Source organism: Corallococcus sp. BB11-1, from assembly GCF_026626625.1.
GTDB lineage: Bacteria > Myxococcota > Myxococcia > Myxococcales > Myxococcaceae > Corallococcus > Corallococcus soli.
Genome location: NZ_JAPNJY010000010.1, coordinates 1 through 17,365 on the forward strand (window position 1 = coordinate 1; position 17,365 = coordinate 17,365).

Annotated in this window: 15 protein-coding genes; 9 read left to right on the plus strand and 6 right to left on the minus strand. The window is 71.5% G+C overall.

The window, feature by feature from the left end; translation table 11 throughout:
* A partial coding sequence (locus tag OV207_RS09990) for a hypothetical protein (RefSeq protein ID WP_267554542.1) occupies positions 1–1,400 on the minus strand: 1,400 nt, incomplete at its 3' end.
* Positions 1,401–1,554: 154 nt separating this feature from the next.
* Here OV207_RS09990 and OV207_RS09995 point away from each other — a divergent pair.
* From OV207_RS09995 to OV207_RS10010, 4 genes are all read left to right on the plus strand, one after another.
* Positions 1,555–2,550: an aldo/keto reductase family protein gene (locus OV207_RS09995; protein ID WP_267554543.1), complete on the plus strand. Its 996-nt coding sequence runs from the start codon at positions 1,555–1,557 to the stop codon at positions 2,548–2,550.
* 253 nt (positions 2,551–2,803) lie between these two features.
* The gene (locus tag OV207_RS10000) at positions 2,804–3,496 is read left to right on the plus strand and encodes a MotA/TolQ/ExbB proton channel family protein (RefSeq protein WP_193350276.1); all 693 of its coding nucleotides are present in this window, start codon (positions 2,804–2,806) and stop codon (positions 3,494–3,496) included.
* Positions 3,497–3,499: 3 nt separating this feature from the next.
* Positions 3,500–3,934, plus strand: a complete 435-nt coding sequence (locus OV207_RS10005) for an ExbD/TolR family protein (protein WP_193350278.1) — start codon at positions 3,500–3,502, stop codon at positions 3,932–3,934.
* 17 nt (positions 3,935–3,951) lie between these two features.
* Entirely contained in the window at positions 3,952–4,746 is a 795-nt protein-coding gene (locus tag OV207_RS10010; RefSeq protein WP_267554546.1) for an energy transducer TonB, read from the plus strand.
* A gap of 8 nt (positions 4,747–4,754) precedes the next feature.
* Here OV207_RS10010 and OV207_RS10015 read toward each other — a convergent pair whose 3' ends face one another.
* A complete protein-coding gene (locus tag OV207_RS10015) occupies positions 4,755–5,246 on the minus strand; it encodes a MarR family winged helix-turn-helix transcriptional regulator (protein WP_267554548.1) in 492 nt (163 codons plus the stop codon).
* A 203-nt stretch (positions 5,247–5,449) separates the two neighbouring features.
* On the opposite strand from OV207_RS10015, the gene OV207_RS10020 reads away from it, so the two are divergent.
* Both OV207_RS10020 and OV207_RS10025 read left to right on the plus strand, forming a co-directional pair.
* Positions 5,450–6,859 carry a TolC family protein gene (locus OV207_RS10020; RefSeq protein WP_267554550.1) on the plus strand — a complete coding sequence of 470 codons (1,410 nt, stop codon included), beginning with the start codon at positions 5,450–5,452 and terminating at the stop codon, positions 6,857–6,859.
* A gap of 137 nt (positions 6,860–6,996) precedes the next feature.
* Positions 6,997–7,215 (plus strand): hypothetical protein, encoded by a 219-nt coding sequence (locus OV207_RS10025; protein ID WP_193350286.1) that lies wholly within the window; start codon positions 6,997–6,999, stop codon positions 7,213–7,215.
* 48 nt (positions 7,216–7,263) lie between these two features.
* Here the strand turns inward: OV207_RS10025 and OV207_RS10030 are convergent, their stop codons facing one another.
* Entirely contained in the window at positions 7,264–8,265 is a 1,002-nt protein-coding gene (locus OV207_RS10030) for a Rieske 2Fe-2S domain-containing protein (protein ID WP_267554553.1), read from the minus strand.
* Positions 8,266–8,434: 169 nt separating this feature from the next.
* Here OV207_RS10030 and OV207_RS10035 point away from each other — a divergent pair, with 169 nt between their 5' ends.
* The 3 genes from OV207_RS10035 (at position 8,435) to OV207_RS10045 (ending at position 12,185) form a co-directional block, all read left to right on the plus strand.
* Positions 8,435–9,322 carry a DUF547 domain-containing protein gene (locus tag OV207_RS10035; protein ID WP_267554555.1) on the plus strand — a complete coding sequence of 296 codons (888 nt, stop codon included), beginning with the start codon at positions 8,435–8,437 and terminating at the stop codon, positions 9,320–9,322.
* Between the two features lie 43 nt (positions 9,323–9,365).
* On the plus strand, positions 9,366–11,030 hold the full coding sequence (locus tag OV207_RS10040) for a DUF4135 domain-containing protein (protein ID WP_267554558.1): 1,665 nt from the start codon (positions 9,366–9,368) through the stop codon (positions 11,028–11,030).
* A gap of 84 nt (positions 11,031–11,114) precedes the next feature.
* The gene (locus OV207_RS10045) at positions 11,115–12,185 is read left to right on the plus strand and encodes a WD40/YVTN/BNR-like repeat-containing protein (RefSeq protein ID WP_267554559.1); all 1,071 of its coding nucleotides are present in this window, start codon (positions 11,115–11,117) and stop codon (positions 12,183–12,185) included.
* Between the two features lie 37 nt (positions 12,186–12,222).
* On the opposite strand, the gene OV207_RS10050 is transcribed toward OV207_RS10045, so the two are convergent.
* The 3 genes from OV207_RS10050 to OV207_RS10060 form a co-directional block, all read right to left on the minus strand.
* Positions 12,223–13,158, minus strand: coding sequence for an ROK family protein (locus OV207_RS10050; RefSeq protein WP_267554561.1), 936 nt, complete (start codon positions 13,156–13,158; stop codon positions 12,223–12,225).
* A 55-nt stretch (positions 13,159–13,213) separates the two neighbouring features.
* Positions 13,214–14,584, minus strand: coding sequence for a phosphomannomutase/phosphoglucomutase (locus tag OV207_RS10055; protein ID WP_267554563.1), 1,371 nt, complete (start codon positions 14,582–14,584; stop codon positions 13,214–13,216).
* 180 nt (positions 14,585–14,764) lie between these two features.
* Positions 14,765–17,236, minus strand: a complete 2,472-nt coding sequence (locus OV207_RS10060) for a protein kinase domain-containing protein (RefSeq protein ID WP_267554565.1) — start codon at positions 17,234–17,236, stop codon at positions 14,765–14,767.
* Between the last annotated feature and the right edge of the window lie 129 nt (positions 17,237–17,365).

The following is a 17,365-nucleotide window of genomic DNA, read 5'->3' on the forward strand; positions in this document are numbered from 1 at the left end:
TGCCCCTCCGGCAGCGGCTGGAAGGCGAGCCGGTCCGGATCCATCTCCGCCTCGCCGCCGAAGACGAGCGGGCTGCTCTCGCCGCCCCGCCCCACGCCCGCGCCCCTGCCCGGCCTCACGCCCCGGCTCGCGTGCTGACCGCCCTGCCCCTGGCCCTCACCCTCCCCGTCACCGTCCCCGCCCTGCTGTCCCTGACCCTGGCCACGCTGTCCCTGGCCCTGCGGGCCTTGTCCCTGGCCGGACTGCTGCCGCCGGGTGGGACGCCTCGCCTGGGCCCCGCGGTTCCCCGCCGCGTTGTTTTCCTCGCCGAAGCGCTGGGCCAGGGCCTGCTGTCGGCGCTCCAGCGTGCGGCGCAGGTCCGCGACCTGATCCGGAGAGCCGGAGGCCTGGGCCCGGGCCGAAGCGCGGGCCTGGGCCTCACGGGAGGGGTCGCCCGAGCCCTGCTGAGCGCCCTGCGGGTCGCCGCCCTGCTCACGCGCCTGGGAGTCCTGGGTGTCGCCGCCCTGTTCTCCAGCGCCCTGCCCCTGCGAGCCCTGCCCGGACGCCGCCCGCGGTTCGCCGTCCTCGGAGGCTCCGTCCTGTTCCTGCCCTCCGTTGGAGCGCGCATCGAGCGCCATGAGGGCCTGCTCCAGGGACTCGCGCTCACGGGTGGCGGACTCGGCCCCCCCGGCGGCGGCGAGCGCGTCCTCGAGTTCGGCGGCGGCCTCGGAGGCGCGGTTCAGTTCGGCGGCGGCCTCGGAGGCGCGTTCGGCGAGCCGCTGCTCCAGGGCATCGGAGGCCTCCCAGTCCGCGGAGTCGAAGCGGCCCTGGGCCACTTCGTCGGACAGCCGGCGCAGCTCCTCCTCGACGTCCTGGCCCAGCGGCTCCTCGCGGGCCAGGGCCTCCGCCTGGGCCTGCACGGCGGCGACCTGGGTCGCGGCGGCGGCGTTGATGTTCGACGCGCGAAGGGCGGGCAGCGGAACGAGGAACCCCACGGCGAGGAACAGGAGCGCGCCCAGCAGCGTCCCCACGGGCCGGCGCCACGGCACCTCCGGGAGCTTCACCTGCTGGGCGAGCTGGTTGAGGGAGAGCTCCCAGTCACCGACGGTGCGCTCCAGGCGCGTGAGCAGCAGGCCCCCGGCCCCGGCCGAGCGGTCCGCGAGCACCGCCGCGTACTCCAGCGACACGCCCCGGGAGCGGGCCCGCACGAACCACCACGCGAGGCCCGCGACGACGAGCGGGGGCACGGCCCAGACAGCGGCGTTGCGCAGCAGCATCCGGCACAGCACGCACGCGGTGGCGGTGGCCCAGACGGGAACCAGTCCCGCGCCCAGCCAGGCCACGGCGTTGAGGCGCCGCCGCACGCGCCGGATGGGCGCGAGCACGAGGGACTGGAAGCGGCGTTCTTCGCTGGCGGCCATGGACGGGAGGCAGTGTCGGACACCCGCCCCTCCGTTCACAAGCGACGCCCCGGAACGGTCGAATCCCGGCGCGGACGGTCGCCCTCCCAACTCCAGACGTCGAGAAGACGCGAATCCGTGCGAACCCCGGGACCCGGCGGCTAGTCTTCCGCGCATGAACTTCCGGTTCCTCGGTCGCAGCGGTCTGAAGGTCAGCGAGATTTCATTCGGCAACTGGCTCACGCACGGCTCCCAGGTGGAAGAGGACGCCGCGCTGTCCTGCGTGAAGGCGGCGCTCGACACGGGCATCACCACCTTCGACACCGCCGACGTGTACGCCGGCACCAAGGCCGAGGCCGTGCTCGGCCGCGCCCTCAAGGGCCAGCGCCGCGAAGGCTACGAGCTCTTCACCAAGGTCTACTGGCCCACCGGCCCCGGCCAGAACGACCGCGGCCTGTCGCGCAAGCACATCATCGAGTCCATCCACGGCTCGCTGCGCCGCCTCCAGACGGACTACGTGGACCTCTACCAGGCCCACCGCTACGACGCGCAGACGCCCCTGGAGGAGACGATGCTCGCCTTCGCGGACATCGTGCGCCAGGGCAAGGCCCTCTACATCGGCGTCTCCGAATGGACCGCCGAGCAGATCACCGCCGGCGCGAAGCTCGCCCGCGAGCTGCACGTCCCCTTCATCTCCAACCAGCCCCAGTACTCCATGCTGTGGCGGGTCATCGAATCCAAGGTCGTCCCCGCCTCCGACGCGGCGGGCCTGGGCCAGATTGTCTGGTCCCCGCTCGCCAAGGGCGTGCTCACCGGCAAGTACCTGCCCGGCCAGCCCCCGCCGGCAGACACCCGCGCCGCCAACCAGCAGGGCGCCAGCTTCATGACCAACTTCATGACGGACGACGTGCTCACCCGCGTCCAGCAGCTCAAGCCCCTGGCGCAGGAGGCCGGCCTGTCGCTCGCGCAGCTGTCCATCGCCTGGGTGCTCCAGAACAAGAGCGTCGCCTCCGCCATCATCGGCGCCACGAAGCCGGAGCAGGTGCTCGACAACGTGAAGGCCACCGGCGTGAAGCTCGACGCCGACCTCCTGCGCCGCATCGACGCCGTCCTCGGCCCCGCCGTGGAGCGCGACCCCGCCCAGACCACCAGCCCCGAACGCCGGCCCTGAAAGTCGGAAACGCCCGAATCCCCCCAGGCGTACGTATGTCCGGGAGCCTGTGCCGGCAGGCCCTCCAGCGGTCGCCCCCTGCGATGACAGGGGGCATCCGACATCCACGCCCTTGACCCGCCATTCCCCGTCAAATGGTTCGCCACGCCTTCGTGACACCTCCGCCGATCCATTTGACTTTTGAGTCGAGGGGAACAAGAGACTGCCCCGCGCGTTGGCAGTCCTCACTCTTCACCCCCCAGGCATCTCCTCCATGACGTCCTTCTTCCTCCTGGCCCAGGCGGCCCACCCCGAACTCGGATGGTTGAGCAGCAAGCTGCTCGGGGTGACGCTGGGCAGCGCCGAGTGGGTGCTCTGGCTGCTGGTCATCCTCTCCGTGCTCTCCATCGCCGTGATGCTGGAGCGCGCCGTGTACTTCTCGCGCCACCGGCTGCCCAACTCGGAGGCGCTGGCGGTGCGGCTGGCGCGCGGCGAGTTCGACGCCGTGAGCGCCGAGGTGAAGAACCAGAAGGGCATGGAGGCCGCCGTCATCCGCGAGGCCCTGGCCTCCGCGTCGCAGGGCCCGGACACCGTGGAGCAGGTCATCGCGTCCACCGTCGCCCGCGAGCGCCCCCAGTACGAGCGCTTCCTGTCGCTCCTGGGCACCCTGGGCAACAACGCCCCGTTCATCGGCCTGTTCGGCACGGTGCTCGGCATCATCAAGGCCTTCAACGACCTGGGCGCCATGAGCGCCAAGGGCGGCGCCATGCAGCAGACGGTGATGGCGGGCATCTCCGAAGCGCTCGTCGCCACCGCCGTGGGCCTCGCGGTCGCCATCCCCGCCGTCGTCGCCTTCAACATCTTCAGCCGCCAGCTCAAGACGCTCACCAGCCGCACCACCTCCCTGGGCCACGCGCTCGTGGGCGCCATGAAGGCGCGCAAGCCGGGCGCGGCGGGGGGGAACTAGGTCATGGCCGGGAGCGCGGGCGACAACGACGAGGAAATCACCGGCATCAACGTCACGCCGCTGGTGGACGTGGTGCTGGTGCTGCTCATCATCTTCATGGTCACCGCGAACTTCATCGTCCGCGAGACGGTGGAGGTGGACCTGCCCCGCGCCGCCAACGGCGGTGAGACGGTGCAGGGCCTGGTGAACGTCGTGCTGGACAAGGAGGGCAAGCTCTACTTCGACGGCGCGGAGGTCACCGAAGCGGACCTGTCCCGCCGCGTGGTGGAGGCCGTCAGCAAGGACAAGGACACGCGCGCCATCATCAGCGCGGACCAGACCATCGCCTACGGCCGCGTGATGCGCCTCATCGACGTGGTGAAGGGCCAGGGCATCGCCAAGTTCGCCCTCAACATCGAGAAGGACGTGTCCCCCGCGGCCACGCCCGCCGCTCCCTAGAGGCACGCGAAGTCACCATGAGCCAGGCGGTCCTCGACCCTTCCTCCCTGTCGCCCCAGCGGGACCGCTCCACGCGGTTCGTGCTCGGCTTCCTCCTCGTGTCGCTCGCGCTGCACGCGAGCGGCTTCTGGCTGCTGTCCAGGATGGAGGGCCGCAAGCAGGTGGTCGTCCAACGTCCGGTGGAGCTGGTCATGGTGGAGGTGCAGAAGCCTCCCCCGCCGCCCCCGCCGGAGGAGAAGAAGGAGGAGCCGCCACCGCCGCCCAAGGTGAAGCCGGTGAAGCCGCCGCCCATCAAGGTCGCGCAGGCGCCCAAGCCCCCGCCCCAGACCGAAGCGCCGCCGCCGCCCAACGACACGCCGCCGCCGGAGCCGCAGGCGAAGCCGCCGCCGCTCGTCGTGGGCATGACCATGTCGTCCACCACCAGCGCGGGCTCCTTCGCCGCGCCCGTGGGCAACACCGCCTACGGCAAGGCCAACGGCCCCGCGAAGGACCCCAAGGAAGTGAAGGGCTACTCGGCGCCGAAGTACGTGCCCGTGTACCAGGTGGACTCCGAGCCCACCGTCGCGTCCGAGGTGAAGATCCCCTACCCGGACGAGGCGCGCCGCGCCGGCGTCGAGGGCACGGTGACGCTGTCCATCACCATCGACGCGGACGGCAAGGTGGGCACCGTGAAGGTCATCTCCGGGCCCGGCTATGGCCTCAATGAAGCAGCGCGCGATGCCATCCGGCGCTTCCGCTTCAAGCCCGCCATCAAGGGCGGCGAGGCCGTGGCCACGGAGATGAAGTACTCGTACACGTTCCTGCTGGACTGACCGGGCGCCTACTGCGTCTTGAGCGCGCGGCGCATGATGTCGCCCAGCGCCGCCAGGTCCTCTTCCGGCATGGCGGCGATGAAGGGCGGCGGCGACATCATCCGCGCCATCAGCCGACCGCGCAGCTCCGCGCCGGCCTCCGTCAGCACCAGCATCTTCACCCGCCGGTCCTGTTCGCTGCTGCGCCGCTCCACCAGCTTGCGCGCCTCCAGCCGGTCCACCAGCCCCGTCACGTTGGACGCGTCACACGACAGGTAGGTGGCGAGCGTGCTCATCGCGAGCGCGCCTTCCCCCAGCTGCCGCAGGACGTGGGCCTGCACCGGGGACAGGTCGAACTCCGCCGCCAACGCGGGGAAGTTGCGCATGTGCGTGTGGAGCAGCTCGAACAGCAGCGTCCACGCCTGCTGCGCCAGCCTCACCTCCCCTTCTTCCGACACCGGGGTGCGGGCCTCCGGCGGACGCCCTGCCTGCTCGCTGTGACCTTCGCCAAGACCGTTCATGGTTCCTTCACACTAATTCACACGGGTCGCCTAAACAATTGACACCCTCAACCTTTGAGGGCTACTACATTCCGGATATTCCAACATCCGACAGTGCGGAGTACTTTCACGAGGCTCCGGGGTCGGGTAGAGGACGCAACGCAGTCGTCCACCGGACGGATCCGCCTCGCGCTCCCGCGGGACGGTGAGGAGGTCAAGGCGGTATGAGTACCCTTCTGGCGCTTTCCCTGTCGGCGGCCCTGGCCGCGGCGCCTGTACTGTCGCTGGACGAGGCATTGGAGTCCGCCCGTCAGCAGAACCTCGATTTGAAGATCGCCCAGGAGCGCTTCGAGCAGGCCTCGCTCGCGACGCGCAGGGCCTGGGCCGGCTACCTGCCCAACATCAGCGTGGGTGCGTCCATCACGCGCAACAACGTGGCGGCCGTCATCCCGGCGGGCCCCATCGCCCCGGTGGACATCGTCATCCAGCCGCTCATCCAGCAGGGCGCGCAGGCGGAGGTGCGCCAGGCCATCATCGCGCCCCAGCTGTGGGCGGGTATCGCGGCCTCGTACAAGGCGGTGAAGCTGGCGGAGCTCAACACGCAGACGGCGCGCCGGCAGGTGCTCTTCGGCGTGGCGCAGGCCTACTACGGCGCCGCCGCGCAGCAGGAAGCGCTGCGGGCCCAGGAGCGCCTGCTGGAGCTGACCCAGGCGCGGGAGAAGGACACCCAGGCCCGGTTCGACGCGGGCACGGTGACGCGCGTGGCGCTCTTGCGTGCGCAGCTGGATCGCTCGCGCGCGGAGCAGGACCTGGTGCGCGCGAAGAACGCGCTCGCGGGCCTGAAGCTGGCGCTGGGCACGCTCATCCAGCGCGACCCGGACTTCGACCTGGCCCCGCCGCCGGAGCCGCAGGTGCCCGCGCAGGCGTCGCCGGACGACCTGGTGAACCAGGCGCTCCAGGAGCGCTCGGACGTGCAGGCCGCTGAAGTGGGCCTGAAGCTGACGCGCATCAACAAGACGGGCGTCATCCTGAGCTACCTGCCCACGCTGGGCGTCACGGGCGCGTACCGCATCGCGAACGCGGCGGGCTTCACGGGCCAGAACGAGACGTGGGCCATCACCTTCGGCGCCAGCTGGACGCTGTTCGACGGCGGCCTGCGCGAGGCGAACCTCTCCGAGGCGTCGTCGCGCGTGCGTGAGGCCACGGTGAGCCAGCAGCTGGCCCAGGCCCGCGTGAAGGAGGAGGTGCGTCGCTCCAAGCTGGACCTGGAGAACGCGCTCGCCAACCGCTCCAAGGCCGAGGAGGCCCTGGGTCTGGCGCGCGAGTCCAACCGCCTCACCGACGTGAGCTTCCAGGCGGGCATGGCCACGTACCTGGAGGTCGCGGACGCCAACACGTCGCTCACCAACGCGGAGGTCGGCTTCGTGTCCGAGCGCCTCCAGGCGTCCCTGGCCGCGCTGCGCCTGCTCAACGCCATGGGCTCGTTCGAGTCCGGTTCGGTGCGCAAGGACGCGGCGGCCCTGGGCGCCCAGCCCGGCGTGTCGGCGCAGCCCGGGCAGCAGCAGGCCCCGGCGCAGCAGCAGCCGGAGCAGCAGCCGGCCCCGGTGCAGCAGCAGCCCGCGCCCCAGCCGTAGGCGTGGAAGGAAATTCCCGGCGCCCTCCTGGGGCGCCGGGTCCCCCGCCCTCCCGGGTGGGAGGCAGGTCCCGCGTTGTGGTGGCCCGTCATCAGCCCCACCCTCCAGACAGGACCCGCTTCCACGAGGAGGGAATCATGGCGGACGCATCCTGGGGCAACTGCAAGGACTGTCGCTTCTTCGCTGGCAACAGCGATGAGCCCAGCGACGGCGAGGTCCAGAGCTGCAACCAACCCCAGCTGAAGCAGTTCGCGCTGCTGGTCTCCAGCGACAGCGGCTGCAACGCCCACGAGGCGGTCACCGGGGAAGCGGTTCCCATCTACGGGGAAGCAGAGCCCGCTCCGTCCATGCACTGACGACACGGTGCAATCCCTCGCGGTGCTTCGCCGCGAGGGGGCCGAACACTACGTGCCCGTGGCCTCATGGATGACCCGGGGCACGGCCTCCGGCTCGCGCGCGTAGTAGATGCGCTCCATGAGCTTGCGCTGGTGCACCAGCGGCTTGTCGTACCGGTCCAACCGCATGCCCTTGTGGCTGTAGGGCGTGTCCGCCACGGTGGGGATGAAGCGCGCGTCATCGCGCACCTCCCACCAGGTGAGGCCCAGCGCGGCCTTCGCCGCCAGGGGCAGCAGCGGCTTCAGCAGCGGCATGGACGTGCGCAGGAAGGAGAAGACGTGCAGGCGCGTGGTGCGCGCCGTCTCCGGCACGAAGAAGATGTGCGCCTGCGTGATGAAGGGACGTGGCGCGCCGTCCGCGGACTTCCAGTGGATGGTGTAGATGCTGCGCACCGGGTCGAAGCGCGTCACCCAGTCGTTGTGGAAGAAGTCCCCGGGGCCCACCAGGAGCAGGCGCATGATGGGCGCGGGCCGCTGCGGGGCGCGGTAGTGCACCTCCGTGTGGTCCTCGTGGTTGTGCGCCTCGAACTCCACCGCGCCGGCCTGCGCGCCGTTCCACCCCAGCCGCGTGTGGACGTAGGGCGTGTGTTCGTCCTCGCTGAAGTTGTCGAGCGTCACGTGCAGCGGCGCCTGGAACAGCGTGGAGAAGGTCCCCCCGAAGACGTAGTCGTCGCCCGCCAGCCGCGGCATCGCGGACACGGGCGTGTTCGCGTGCGCGAGCCACAGGTATCCATGGCGCTCCACCACCTGGAAGCTGCGCGCCTCGCAGTGGCGCAGCTCCGGCTGGCTGGGGTTGGTGCCGTGGCCGCGCGCGTCGAAGCGCCAGCCGTGGTACGGGCACTGGAGCTGGCCCTCCTTCGTCACCGTCCCCTTCGACAGCGGCGCGAAGCGGTGGGGACACGCGTCGGACAGCGCCGCGGCCTGGCCCGTGGCATCCCGGAAGAGCGCATAGGCATGGCCCGCCAGCTCCACCCGCACGGGGTGCTGGCGGAGCAGACGGGAGGGGAGCACCGGATGGAAGTGCCGGACAACGTCGGGGGTAGGCTCCATGGCGGTGGCAGTATAGCGGGCTGTCGGGGATGACCCCGGGCGCGGCCCCTGGAAACCCGCCGCTGTCCGGAAGCGGCTGGGAGGCTGTCCCTGGGGGCTGTCCCCGGTGGCTGTCATAGACTGCCGCGCCGTGAGCGCTCCCGTTCCCTTCCGCCGCCGGGCCATCGGTCTCTTCGGCGTGGCCCTGGCCGTGCTGGCGGTGCTCGTCGCGGGGGCGGTGTTGTACGTGCGCGGCGCACTCCCGGCGGCCGTGCCCGTGGCGGCCGGGCCCTTCACCTACACCCCCTACGCGAGCGCCCTGGACCGCGTGCGTCCCAGCGGGGACCTGGACTTCGCCGGGCTCCAGCAGGACCGCGCGGCGCTGGAGCAATTCGTGGCGTCGCTCGCGTCGGTGTCGCCGCGCCTGCGGCCGGAGCTGTTCCCCACGCAGGAGGACGGGCTCGCGTACTGGCTCAACGCGTACAACGCCCTGGTGCTCCTGCAGCTCGTGGAGCGGCATCCGGAGGGCGTCTCGTCCATGGGGTTCGGGCGCTTCTACTGGGGCCGCGCGTGGCCGGTGGGCGGCGAGCGGCTGACGTTGTGGGCGCTGGAGCAGCGCATCCTGGATGAGTACGCCGACCCGCGCGTGCACTTCGCCCTCTTCCAGGGGACGCGCGGCGGGCCCTCGCTGGACGGCGCGCCCTACCAGCCGGAGTTCCTGGACGCGCAGCTCAACGACGCCAGCCGCCGCTTCATGGGCAACCCGCGCCACGTGCGGCTGGCGGGTGACACCGTGCACCTGGCGCGCCTGTTTGAAGCGCACCAGCAGGACTTCCTTGCCGCGCTGCCGGAGGGCCGGGGCGGCAACGTGCTCCAGTTCGTCTGGGCCTTCCTGCCGGACACCTGCGAGGAGCGCCCGGGCTGTGACACGCGCGGCGACCTGGACCGCGCCTGCGGGCCCCAATTGGACAGGTGCCACGTCACGTTCATGCCCGAGGACCTCACCCTGCCCGACGCCGCGGTGCCTCCGCCCCGCTAGGGTTTGACGTCGGGTGAAAGACAGTGGGACCCTGAGTCCCACCATGTACGACACCGAGATCGACCAGGCCCTGACCCAGGCTGCCGTTGCCCTGAGGCGCGCGAGGCATGGTGGACTCTTCGTGCCGGACCCGGTGCCGCCGCATCCGTGGATGCGCGCGGCGCTCCGCATGCTGGTGGACCGGATCACCGGCTACCAGTACGGCCCCTATTTCGGCAGCAGCCTCCTGCCGCTGCTGCTGTCCTCGAACTTCCTCACCCGGGCGGCGGTGGACCTGTTCGGTCCCTGCACGTGCGCGCACCTCCTGGCGACGGTGGACGGAGACACGAGCGTGCTGGCGAACCTCCGCGCCTACCGGTTGAGCCGGGCCGCATGGGGCCTGGGCCGCGGCCTGGTGGGCACGGTGAAGACGCTCACGGTCACGCGCGCGGAGCGCGTCTGGCGGTTGATTGATCAGGTCGTGCAGGCGCACGTGACGTTCGGGGCGGACCTGCTCAGCCGGCTCGCCTGGGACCGCGACCTGTTGAGACGGGCTTTTGGCATCACGGGGACCTTGAGCACCCTGCACGTCACGGGAAGCGACCCCCACCGGGGTGGGCACCGCGTCGTCCTGCTGCGGTACTCGGACGGACGGGGCGTCGTCTACAAGCCGTCGGACCTCACCTTCCAGCTCATGCTCATGGGGGACCGTCGCTCCTATGAGCTGTCTCGCACGCACCACCCAGCGCTATCGCCCTACACCGACAGCCTCTTCGCGGCGCTCGACCCGGACCTCCCGGCCATCCGCATCATCGCGTTCCCGCACAGCCGGGGCGAATACGGCTACATGCAGCGCATCGAGAAGACCCCCGTGATTCCGGACGCCGACCAGGGGATGTACTTCCGGAAGCTGGGCCGGCTCGTCGCGGTGGCGGCGCTGTTCGGCATCACGGACCTCCACGAGGAGAACGTGATGGCCACGGCGGATGGCCCCTACCTCATCGATGCGGAGATGGCGTTCTGCTACCCGGGCGTGAACACGAACCTGATCAACCACTGCGCGCTGCAACGGGTGCTCCACATCACTCCGGAGGAGTTCAGCAACGTCGGGGGCGTCTTCACGGCCCGGTACGAAAACAACGCCTGGGAGATCAACAAGCTGTCCGCCCCCTACGACGCCCAGGAGCTCAACGCGGGCTTCAAGGCCACGGCCCTGGGGGGCGCGTGGGTCAGCGGGCGCACGTACCCGAACGTCCTCCTGCATGGCATCCGCGAGGAGGTGGACCGCATCGCCCTGCGCCTCGGGCACGTCCATCGGTGGATCGCCCAGGCCTACGCGGTCAAGCCCGCCGCACGGGTCCTGCTCAGCACGACCGTGATGTGCGGCCTGCACGTCGAAGGCGTGAGGATGCTCCTCGAAGGAACCCTTCCGACGGATGCCCAGGCGCCCAACCTGTCCTTCGGTGATTGGCTGACGTGGTACGGCGGCAAGCACAACGCGGTCCCCGCGGCCCTGGTCGAGCCCCACAGCCGGCAGTCGCTCCTCGACCCGACGCGGGTGCAGGGCGTCACCTATACGACCGCGTCCGCCGGGGGAGCCTCGGCCGCGAACCTGGTGGAGGTCTGGAACACGATGAACGGCCTGAGCACCCCCATGGGCGTCACCCAGTTCAAGACGCGGCTCAAGACGGCGCTGGAGCAGACGCTCCGGTGCGGCCCGCTCGCCTGACGCCGCGGCCGCGCACGAGGCCCGGCACCTGTGTTTGCATCCGCCCGGGTCCGACGTGCCGGGCCCCCTGGGAGGCGCGGGGACATGACGACAGCAGCAGCGGTGTGGTTGGCGACGTGGCTGGCGCTGGGCAGCGCGGACATGCGGTGGGAGCCCCAGGTGAGCGGGACGACGGTGCGGCTGCGCGGGGTCAGCGCGGTGGATGCGCGCGTGGCCTGGGCCAGCGGGGACAAGGGCACCTTCGTGCGCACCACGGACGGCGGGAAGACGTGGAAGGCGGCCACCGTGCCGGGCGCGGAGGGGCTCGACTTCCGAGACGTGGATGCCTTCAGCGAGCGCACCGCGTACCTGCTTTCCATTGGCACGGGCGACAAGTCGCGCATCTACAAGACGACGGACGGGGGCGCGACGTGGAAGCTCCAGTTCACCAACGCCGTGCCGGGCGCGTTCTTCGACGGCATGGCCTTCTGGGATGAGCAGCACGGCATCGCGTTCAGCGACCCGGTGGACGGACACTTCGTCGTCATCACCACCGAGGATGGCGGCGCGACGTGGAAGCCCGTGAGGAAGGAAGCGCTGCCGCCCGCGCTCCCGGGGGAGGCGGGCTTCGCCGCCAGCGGCACGAGCATCGCGGTGCAGGGCACGTCCCACGTCTGGTTCGGGCTGGGGGGCTCCGCGGCGCGCGTGCTGTATTCAGCGGACCGGGGCCAGAACTGGAACATCGCCACGACGCCGCTGGCCACCGGGGAAGGCGCGGGCGTCTTCTCGCTCCTCTTCTGGAGCCCGAAGGCGGGCATGGCGGTGGGCGGCAACCACAAGAAGCCAGAGGAGACCGCGGGCACCGCGGCCGTCACGTTCGACGGCGGGAAGAGCTGGAGCGGGCCTTCGGGGACTTCACTGAAGGGCTACCGCTCCTGCGTGGCGTCGTTGATGCACGCCAGGCGGCCGACGTTCGTGGCCGTGGGCCCCACGGGTTCGGACATTTCGGTGAATGGAGGCAGGACGTGGGAGCCGCTGGACGCCACCGGCTTCCATGCCGTGTCCTCACCGCGGCGCAAGCAGGACACGGCCTATGCGGTAGGTGAAGAGGGCCGCATCGCCCGGCTGGTGCCGGCATCCCCGGTGGAGCCGAAGCAGGCTCCGAAGAAGCCGTAGCGCCCGGCGCGGGGGAAGCCCCCGCGCCCGGGAGACCTCACGCGACCAGCAGCGCCGCTCCGATGATGCCGCTGTCGTCGCCCAGCTCCGCGTCGGCGACGAGCAGGCCCTCGCGCGACGTCTGCGACGCCCACATCTGCACGCCGTCCAGCACGCGCTGCCGGATGCCCGGGCAGTACGTCAGCACGCCGCCGCCCAGCAGCAGCCGCGACGGATTCAGCACCGTCACCTGGTTGGCCACCGCGATGGCCAGGAAGCGGGAGGCGCGCTCGTGGAGTTCCTTCGCCTCCGCGTCGCCCGCGTCCGCCGCCTTCTCCAGCGTCACCGGCGTAATGCTGTCCGGGTCGCTGTCCGCGACGAGCGACTCCAGGATGCGCGAGCGCCCCGACGCCAGCAGCTCCTTCGTCTGTGCGATGAGGTTGTGGCCGCCCACGTACGCCTCCAGGCAGCCGTGCTCGCCGCAGCCGCACAGCCGGCCGCCGGGCACCACCTTGATGTGGCCCAGCTCACCGGCCACGCCGCCGCCGCCCTGCACCAGCCGCCCGTCCGCGATGATGGCGCTGCCCACGCCGGAGCCCACGAACACCACCAGCATGTCCTGCGCCCCGCGACCCGCGCCCGCTTGCAGCTCACCCCACGCCGCGGCGGACAGGTCGTTCACCACCTTCACCCCGAAGCCCAGCCGCTTCTGGAGCAGGTCGCCCAGGGGAACGTTGCGCCAGCCCAGGTTGGGCGCCACGGAGATGACGCCGGAGTCCTTGTGGATCTGCCCGGCCGCGCCCACGCCGCAGCCGTCCACCTTCACGCCGGAGCGCTTCAGCGCTTCGTCCGCCGCCTGGGCGATGGTCTCCACCACGCCCTGTGGCTTGCGGTCCGTCACCGCCACCTTGGCGCTCGAAAGCACCTTGCCCTTCGCGTCCACCACCGCGGCCCGGACGGACGTCCCGCCCAGGTCGATTCCCAGCGTCGGCATGGCCAACTCCCTCCCTACGGTTGCGTGTGCGGTGCTTCGCGTGGAACGCCGCGCCTCAGGCGCCGACGTCCTTCTGCGCCTGGGCGACCGTGCTGTCGATGAGCGCCTGGATCTCCTTCAGGCGCGCCTCGGTGTTCGCCTCGAAGCGCAGCACCAGGATGGGCTGCGTGTTCGACGCGCGGATGAGGCCCCAGCCGTCCGGGAACGTCACGCGCACACCGTCCACGTCGATGATCTCGTGGCCCGCGTCGCGGAGGATCTCCGTGGCACGCTTCACCATCGCGAACTTCTTCTCCTCCTTCGTGTCGAAGCGCAGCTCCGGGCTGGCGTAGGTCTTCGGCACGTCCGACAGGAGCTGCGACAGCGTCTTCTTCTCGTGGGTCAGGATCTCCAGCAGGCGCGCGGACGCGTACACCGCGTCGTCGAAGCCGTAGTAGCGGTGCTTGAAGAAGATGTGGCCGCTCATCTCGCCGGCCAGCTCCGCGTGCTCTTCCTTCATCTTCGCCTTGATGAGGGAGTGCCCCGCCTTCCACATCACCGGCTTGCCGCCGTGCTTCGCGATGTCGTCGTACATCGTGTAGCTGCACTTCACCTCGCCGACGATGGCCGCGCCCGGGGCCTCCTTCAGCACGTAGCGGCTGAAGAGCACCATGATCTGATCACCCCAGAGCACGTTGCCCTGGTCGTCGATGACGCCGATGCGGTCGCTGTCGCCGTCGTACGCGATGCCCACCTCCGCCTTCTCCGACTTCACCGCCTTGATGAGGTCCTGGAGGTTCTCCACCACCGTGGGGTCCGGGTGGTGGTTGGGGAAGTTCGCGTCCATCTCACAGAACAGGGGCACCACGTCGAAGCCCATGCTGCGGAACAGCGGGACGGCGATCTCACCGCCCGTGCCGTTGCCCGCGTCGATGACGATCTTCATCCCCTGGCGGCCCACCTTCACCGTCTGGCGGACGAAGTGGTTGTAGGGCGTGACGATGTCGTAGGGCGTGACCTTGCCGGGCTTGGAGGCGGTGGCGAAGTCCTTCGCCTCGATGATGCGGCGCAGCTCCTGGATTTCGTGGCCGTGGAAGGTCGTCTTGCCCGCGCCAATCTTGAAGCCGTTGTACTCGGGCGGGTTGTGGCTGCCCGTGATCATGGCCAGGCCATCCACGGGCAGCGTGTTCGCCGCGAAGTACGTCAGCGGCGTCGGCACCACGCCCACGTCGTAGACGTCCAGGCCGGTGGCGGTGAGGCCCTTCGCGAGCGCGTCGCGGAAGCGCGTGGAGGATTCGCGGCAGTCGCGGCCCACCGCGATGGAGGTCCCGGCCTTGCGGCGGATCATGGTGCCCAGGCCCAGGCCCAGCAGCTCCACCACCTCGATGGTGAGGTCCTTGTCCACCAGACCCCGGATGTCGTACTCGCGAAAGATGTGCGCGTTCATGGCAGTGTCCCCACCCCTGTCCCGGCCGTGAGGGCTCGGCGGAGGGCGGCGAACACTACACGAGCGGCCCCGGGGGCTGCACACACCCGAACGCCGCGCTCCCACTGCTGAACGCCCGGCTGCTCCTGGGGTGGGCGTCACCTCCCCTGCCCTCCCCCCGTTGACGGGTAATGGACCCCATCAGGCCATGGCCCCGGTCATTCGCGCCCCGGCCCCCATGGGCACCTGCTGCCGCAGGGACTGGTAGTGCTTCAGCCACGACGTGTTCAGCGGGTCCAGCTTCAGGGCCTCCGCGTAGCATTCCAGGGCCGCCGGCAGGGACCGTTGGGCCTCCAAGGCATGTCCCCGGGTGAACAGGGCGCGGGCCTTCGTCTCCACCTCCGGGCGGGCCGCGAGGAAGGCGCTGCGCAGGGCCTCCATCGTCGGCTCGGGGACGCCGGCCGCGACACACCGGGCGAGGCCCGCGACGTTGCCCCGGGTGGCGTCGTAGCCCACGCGGGACAGGGGCTCGCCCAGCATCCGCTGCGCGGCCAGCACCCGGATGCGCAGGGCCTCCAGCGCCTGACGCTGGGAGGTGGGCAGCACGCGGTCCTGGAACGCATCCAGGCGGCGCAGCGCGGCCTGGGCGCGGCGGCGCACGTCGGCGAAGTCCGCGTCGGGCTTCGCGCCCAGCAGGGTGTACGGGTCCCGGGCGACGGCCTCCGCGCGCGACAGCATCCGGGCCAGCCCCGCGTCGGGCGCGGGCTCCAGGTCCTCAAGGAGGGCGCGCGTGAGGAGCCGGACCAGCGCCGGGTACTCGTCGGAGAAGTGGACGAAGACGCCGGCGGGCACGTTCCAGGTGCGCGCCTCGTCGAAGGTGACGTGGCGGACGACGTCGCACGCGCCCACGGCCGTCTCACCGCGGAAGGACACCTCCACCGGCAGGCGCGCGGCGAGCGGCGGCAGCGACGCGCCCTGGCACTCGGCGAAGAGGCCCTCCGGGGCGACGTCGCTCACGGACACCGGCTGGAGCACCTCGCCCGGCGTGAGACCCAGGCGCACGCGCAGGTCCGACGGCGCGTCCGTGCGGGGCGCGGAGGCCTCCAGCGGCGGCACCGGGCTCTCCAGCGCGGCGGGCACGCCAGCGTCGCCCGACACGCGGTCCACCAGCGCGATGGGCACCGTGGGCGGCTGCGAGGACGCCGGCTGGATCAACGGAATCGGGGCGGCCTCCACGGAGGGCGCCAGGTGCATGAAGGGGATGGCGGCGGCGCCCAGGGTGGATGTCGCGTGCGGCGCCGCCACCGGGGCGACGTCCAGCGGCGAGGCCGGGTCCACTAGCAGGATGGGCGCGCCCCCTTGCGCGGAAGACGCCGGGTTCACCAGCAGGATGGGGGCCGCGCTCGCGCCGTCGGCGGACGCAGCCCCCGGGGTGATGGCCCCCTGCGCGGCGGACGCGGCGTCGGCGGCGCCCGGGGAACCGGCCCGGGACGCGGCGGCGGCCCCCACGGCGCCCTCCGGCTCCGAGGGCCCCAGCAGCGCCACGGCCGACGCCCAGAACGCGGCCACCTCCGCGCGCATGGCCACCTCGCCCGCGCGCGCATTGGAGAGGAGGCCGTCCGACGCGCGCAGCGCCGCGTCCTCCATGCTCGAAGCCGCGCCGCCCCACTCCGGCACGTCCTCCACGATGTCGATGTCGTCCAGCGCGTCACGCTCCGTCACGACCTCCGACGAGACGTCCTCGCGCGCATCCGCCGACGCATCCCGGACACCGACCTCCATGCCCAGCGCTTGCGCGAGCGCGACGCGGAAGGCCCGCGCGCTGTCGAAGCGGTCCTCCGGACGCGCGGCCAGCGCCCGCAGCAGCACGGTGGACAGCGCCGGAGGCACGCTCGCGTTGAGCGCATGCGGCGGGAACAGCACCACGTCCGCGGAGCGCCCCAGCCCGAACGGCAGCCGCCCGGTGACGAGCAGGTAGCCCGCGACGCCCAGCGCGTGCACGTCCGCGCGAGGCCCACCGGAGACCCCGGCGCACTGCTCGGGCGCCATGAACGTGGGCGAGCCCACCGTCATGCCCCGGGCGCGCTCCTCCCGCGACAGCGCCGCGTCCCGCACGATGCCCGCGCCGAAGTCGCGCACCAGCACCCGCCGCGCCCCCTTCGCGTCGCGCGTGACGACCAGCGAGTCCAGCGTGAGGTCCCCATGCACCAGCCCGCGCGCATGCGCCGCCTCCAGCCCCACGAGCGCCTGCGCCAGCACCTCGCCCGCCTCCACCGGGGACAGCGGCAGCGGCATCGCGCTCAGCGACTCGCCCTCCGGCGCCTCCATCAACACACAGGGCAGCCCCTGGGGACCGGGGCGCACGTCCAGCACGCGCGCCACGTGACGGTGCACGACGTTGCGCTGCGCGAGCGCCTCCGCGATGAAGCGCGCACGCACCGCCGGCCGCGCCGCCAGGTGCGCATGCAGCACCTTCACGGCGAAGCGGTGCCCCGTGGGCACGTACTCCGCCAGGTACACCGCCGCCACCGCGCCTGACTCCAGCCGGCGCTTCAAGAGCAGGGGCCCGTGCCGCTGGCCCTCCAGCGAGTCCCCGGCCACCGACGGCGCTTCCACGGGGCAGGCCTCCCCGTTCTGGTGATCCACCACGCAGCGCTTGCAGCCCATCGCCATCCCCGCCTGACGCCCCCTGAATGGGGCGGACCCGGGTTGGACTTGCAACCTCCGCGCCCCGTGCCCGGGGAGCCCTTCCATCCACCTTCCGACACTCCAACCGCCCGAAGGTGCCGGCAACCGCCTGAA

Bases quoted from the DNA above. Each gene is read 5' to 3' on its own strand.
- OV207_RS10060 (WP_267554565.1), bottom strand. From the start codon at position 17,236: ATGGCGATGGGCTGCAAGCGCTGCGTGGTGGATCACCAGAACGGGGAG.
- OV207_RS10000 (WP_193350276.1), top strand. From the start codon at position 2,804: ATGACGTCCTTCTTCCTCCTGGCCCAGGCGGCCCACCCCGAACTCGGA.
- OV207_RS10050 (WP_267554561.1), bottom strand. From the start codon at position 13,158: ATGCCGACGCTGGGAATCGACCTGGGCGGGACGTCCGTCCGGGCCGCG.
- OV207_RS10010 (WP_267554546.1), top strand. From the start codon at position 3,952: ATGAGCCAGGCGGTCCTCGACCCTTCCTCCCTGTCGCCCCAGCGGGAC.
- OV207_RS10025 (WP_193350286.1), top strand. From the start codon at position 6,997: ATGGCGGACGCATCCTGGGGCAACTGCAAGGACTGTCGCTTCTTCGCT.
- OV207_RS10045 (WP_267554559.1), top strand. From the start codon at position 11,115: ATGACGACAGCAGCAGCGGTGTGGTTGGCGACGTGGCTGGCGCTGGGC.
- OV207_RS10020 (WP_267554550.1), top strand. From the start codon at position 5,450: ATGAGTACCCTTCTGGCGCTTTCCCTGTCGGCGGCCCTGGCCGCGGCG.
- OV207_RS10005 (WP_193350278.1), top strand. From the start codon at position 3,500: ATGGCCGGGAGCGCGGGCGACAACGACGAGGAAATCACCGGCATCAAC.
- OV207_RS10015 (WP_267554548.1), bottom strand. From the start codon at position 5,246: ATGAACGGTCTTGGCGAAGGTCACAGCGAGCAGGCAGGGCGTCCGCCG.
- OV207_RS10040 (WP_267554558.1), top strand. From the start codon at position 9,366: ATGTACGACACCGAGATCGACCAGGCCCTGACCCAGGCTGCCGTTGCC.
- OV207_RS10055 (WP_267554563.1), bottom strand. From the start codon at position 14,584: ATGAACGCGCACATCTTTCGCGAGTACGACATCCGGGGTCTGGTGGAC.
- OV207_RS09995 (WP_267554543.1), top strand. From the start codon at position 1,555: ATGAACTTCCGGTTCCTCGGTCGCAGCGGTCTGAAGGTCAGCGAGATT.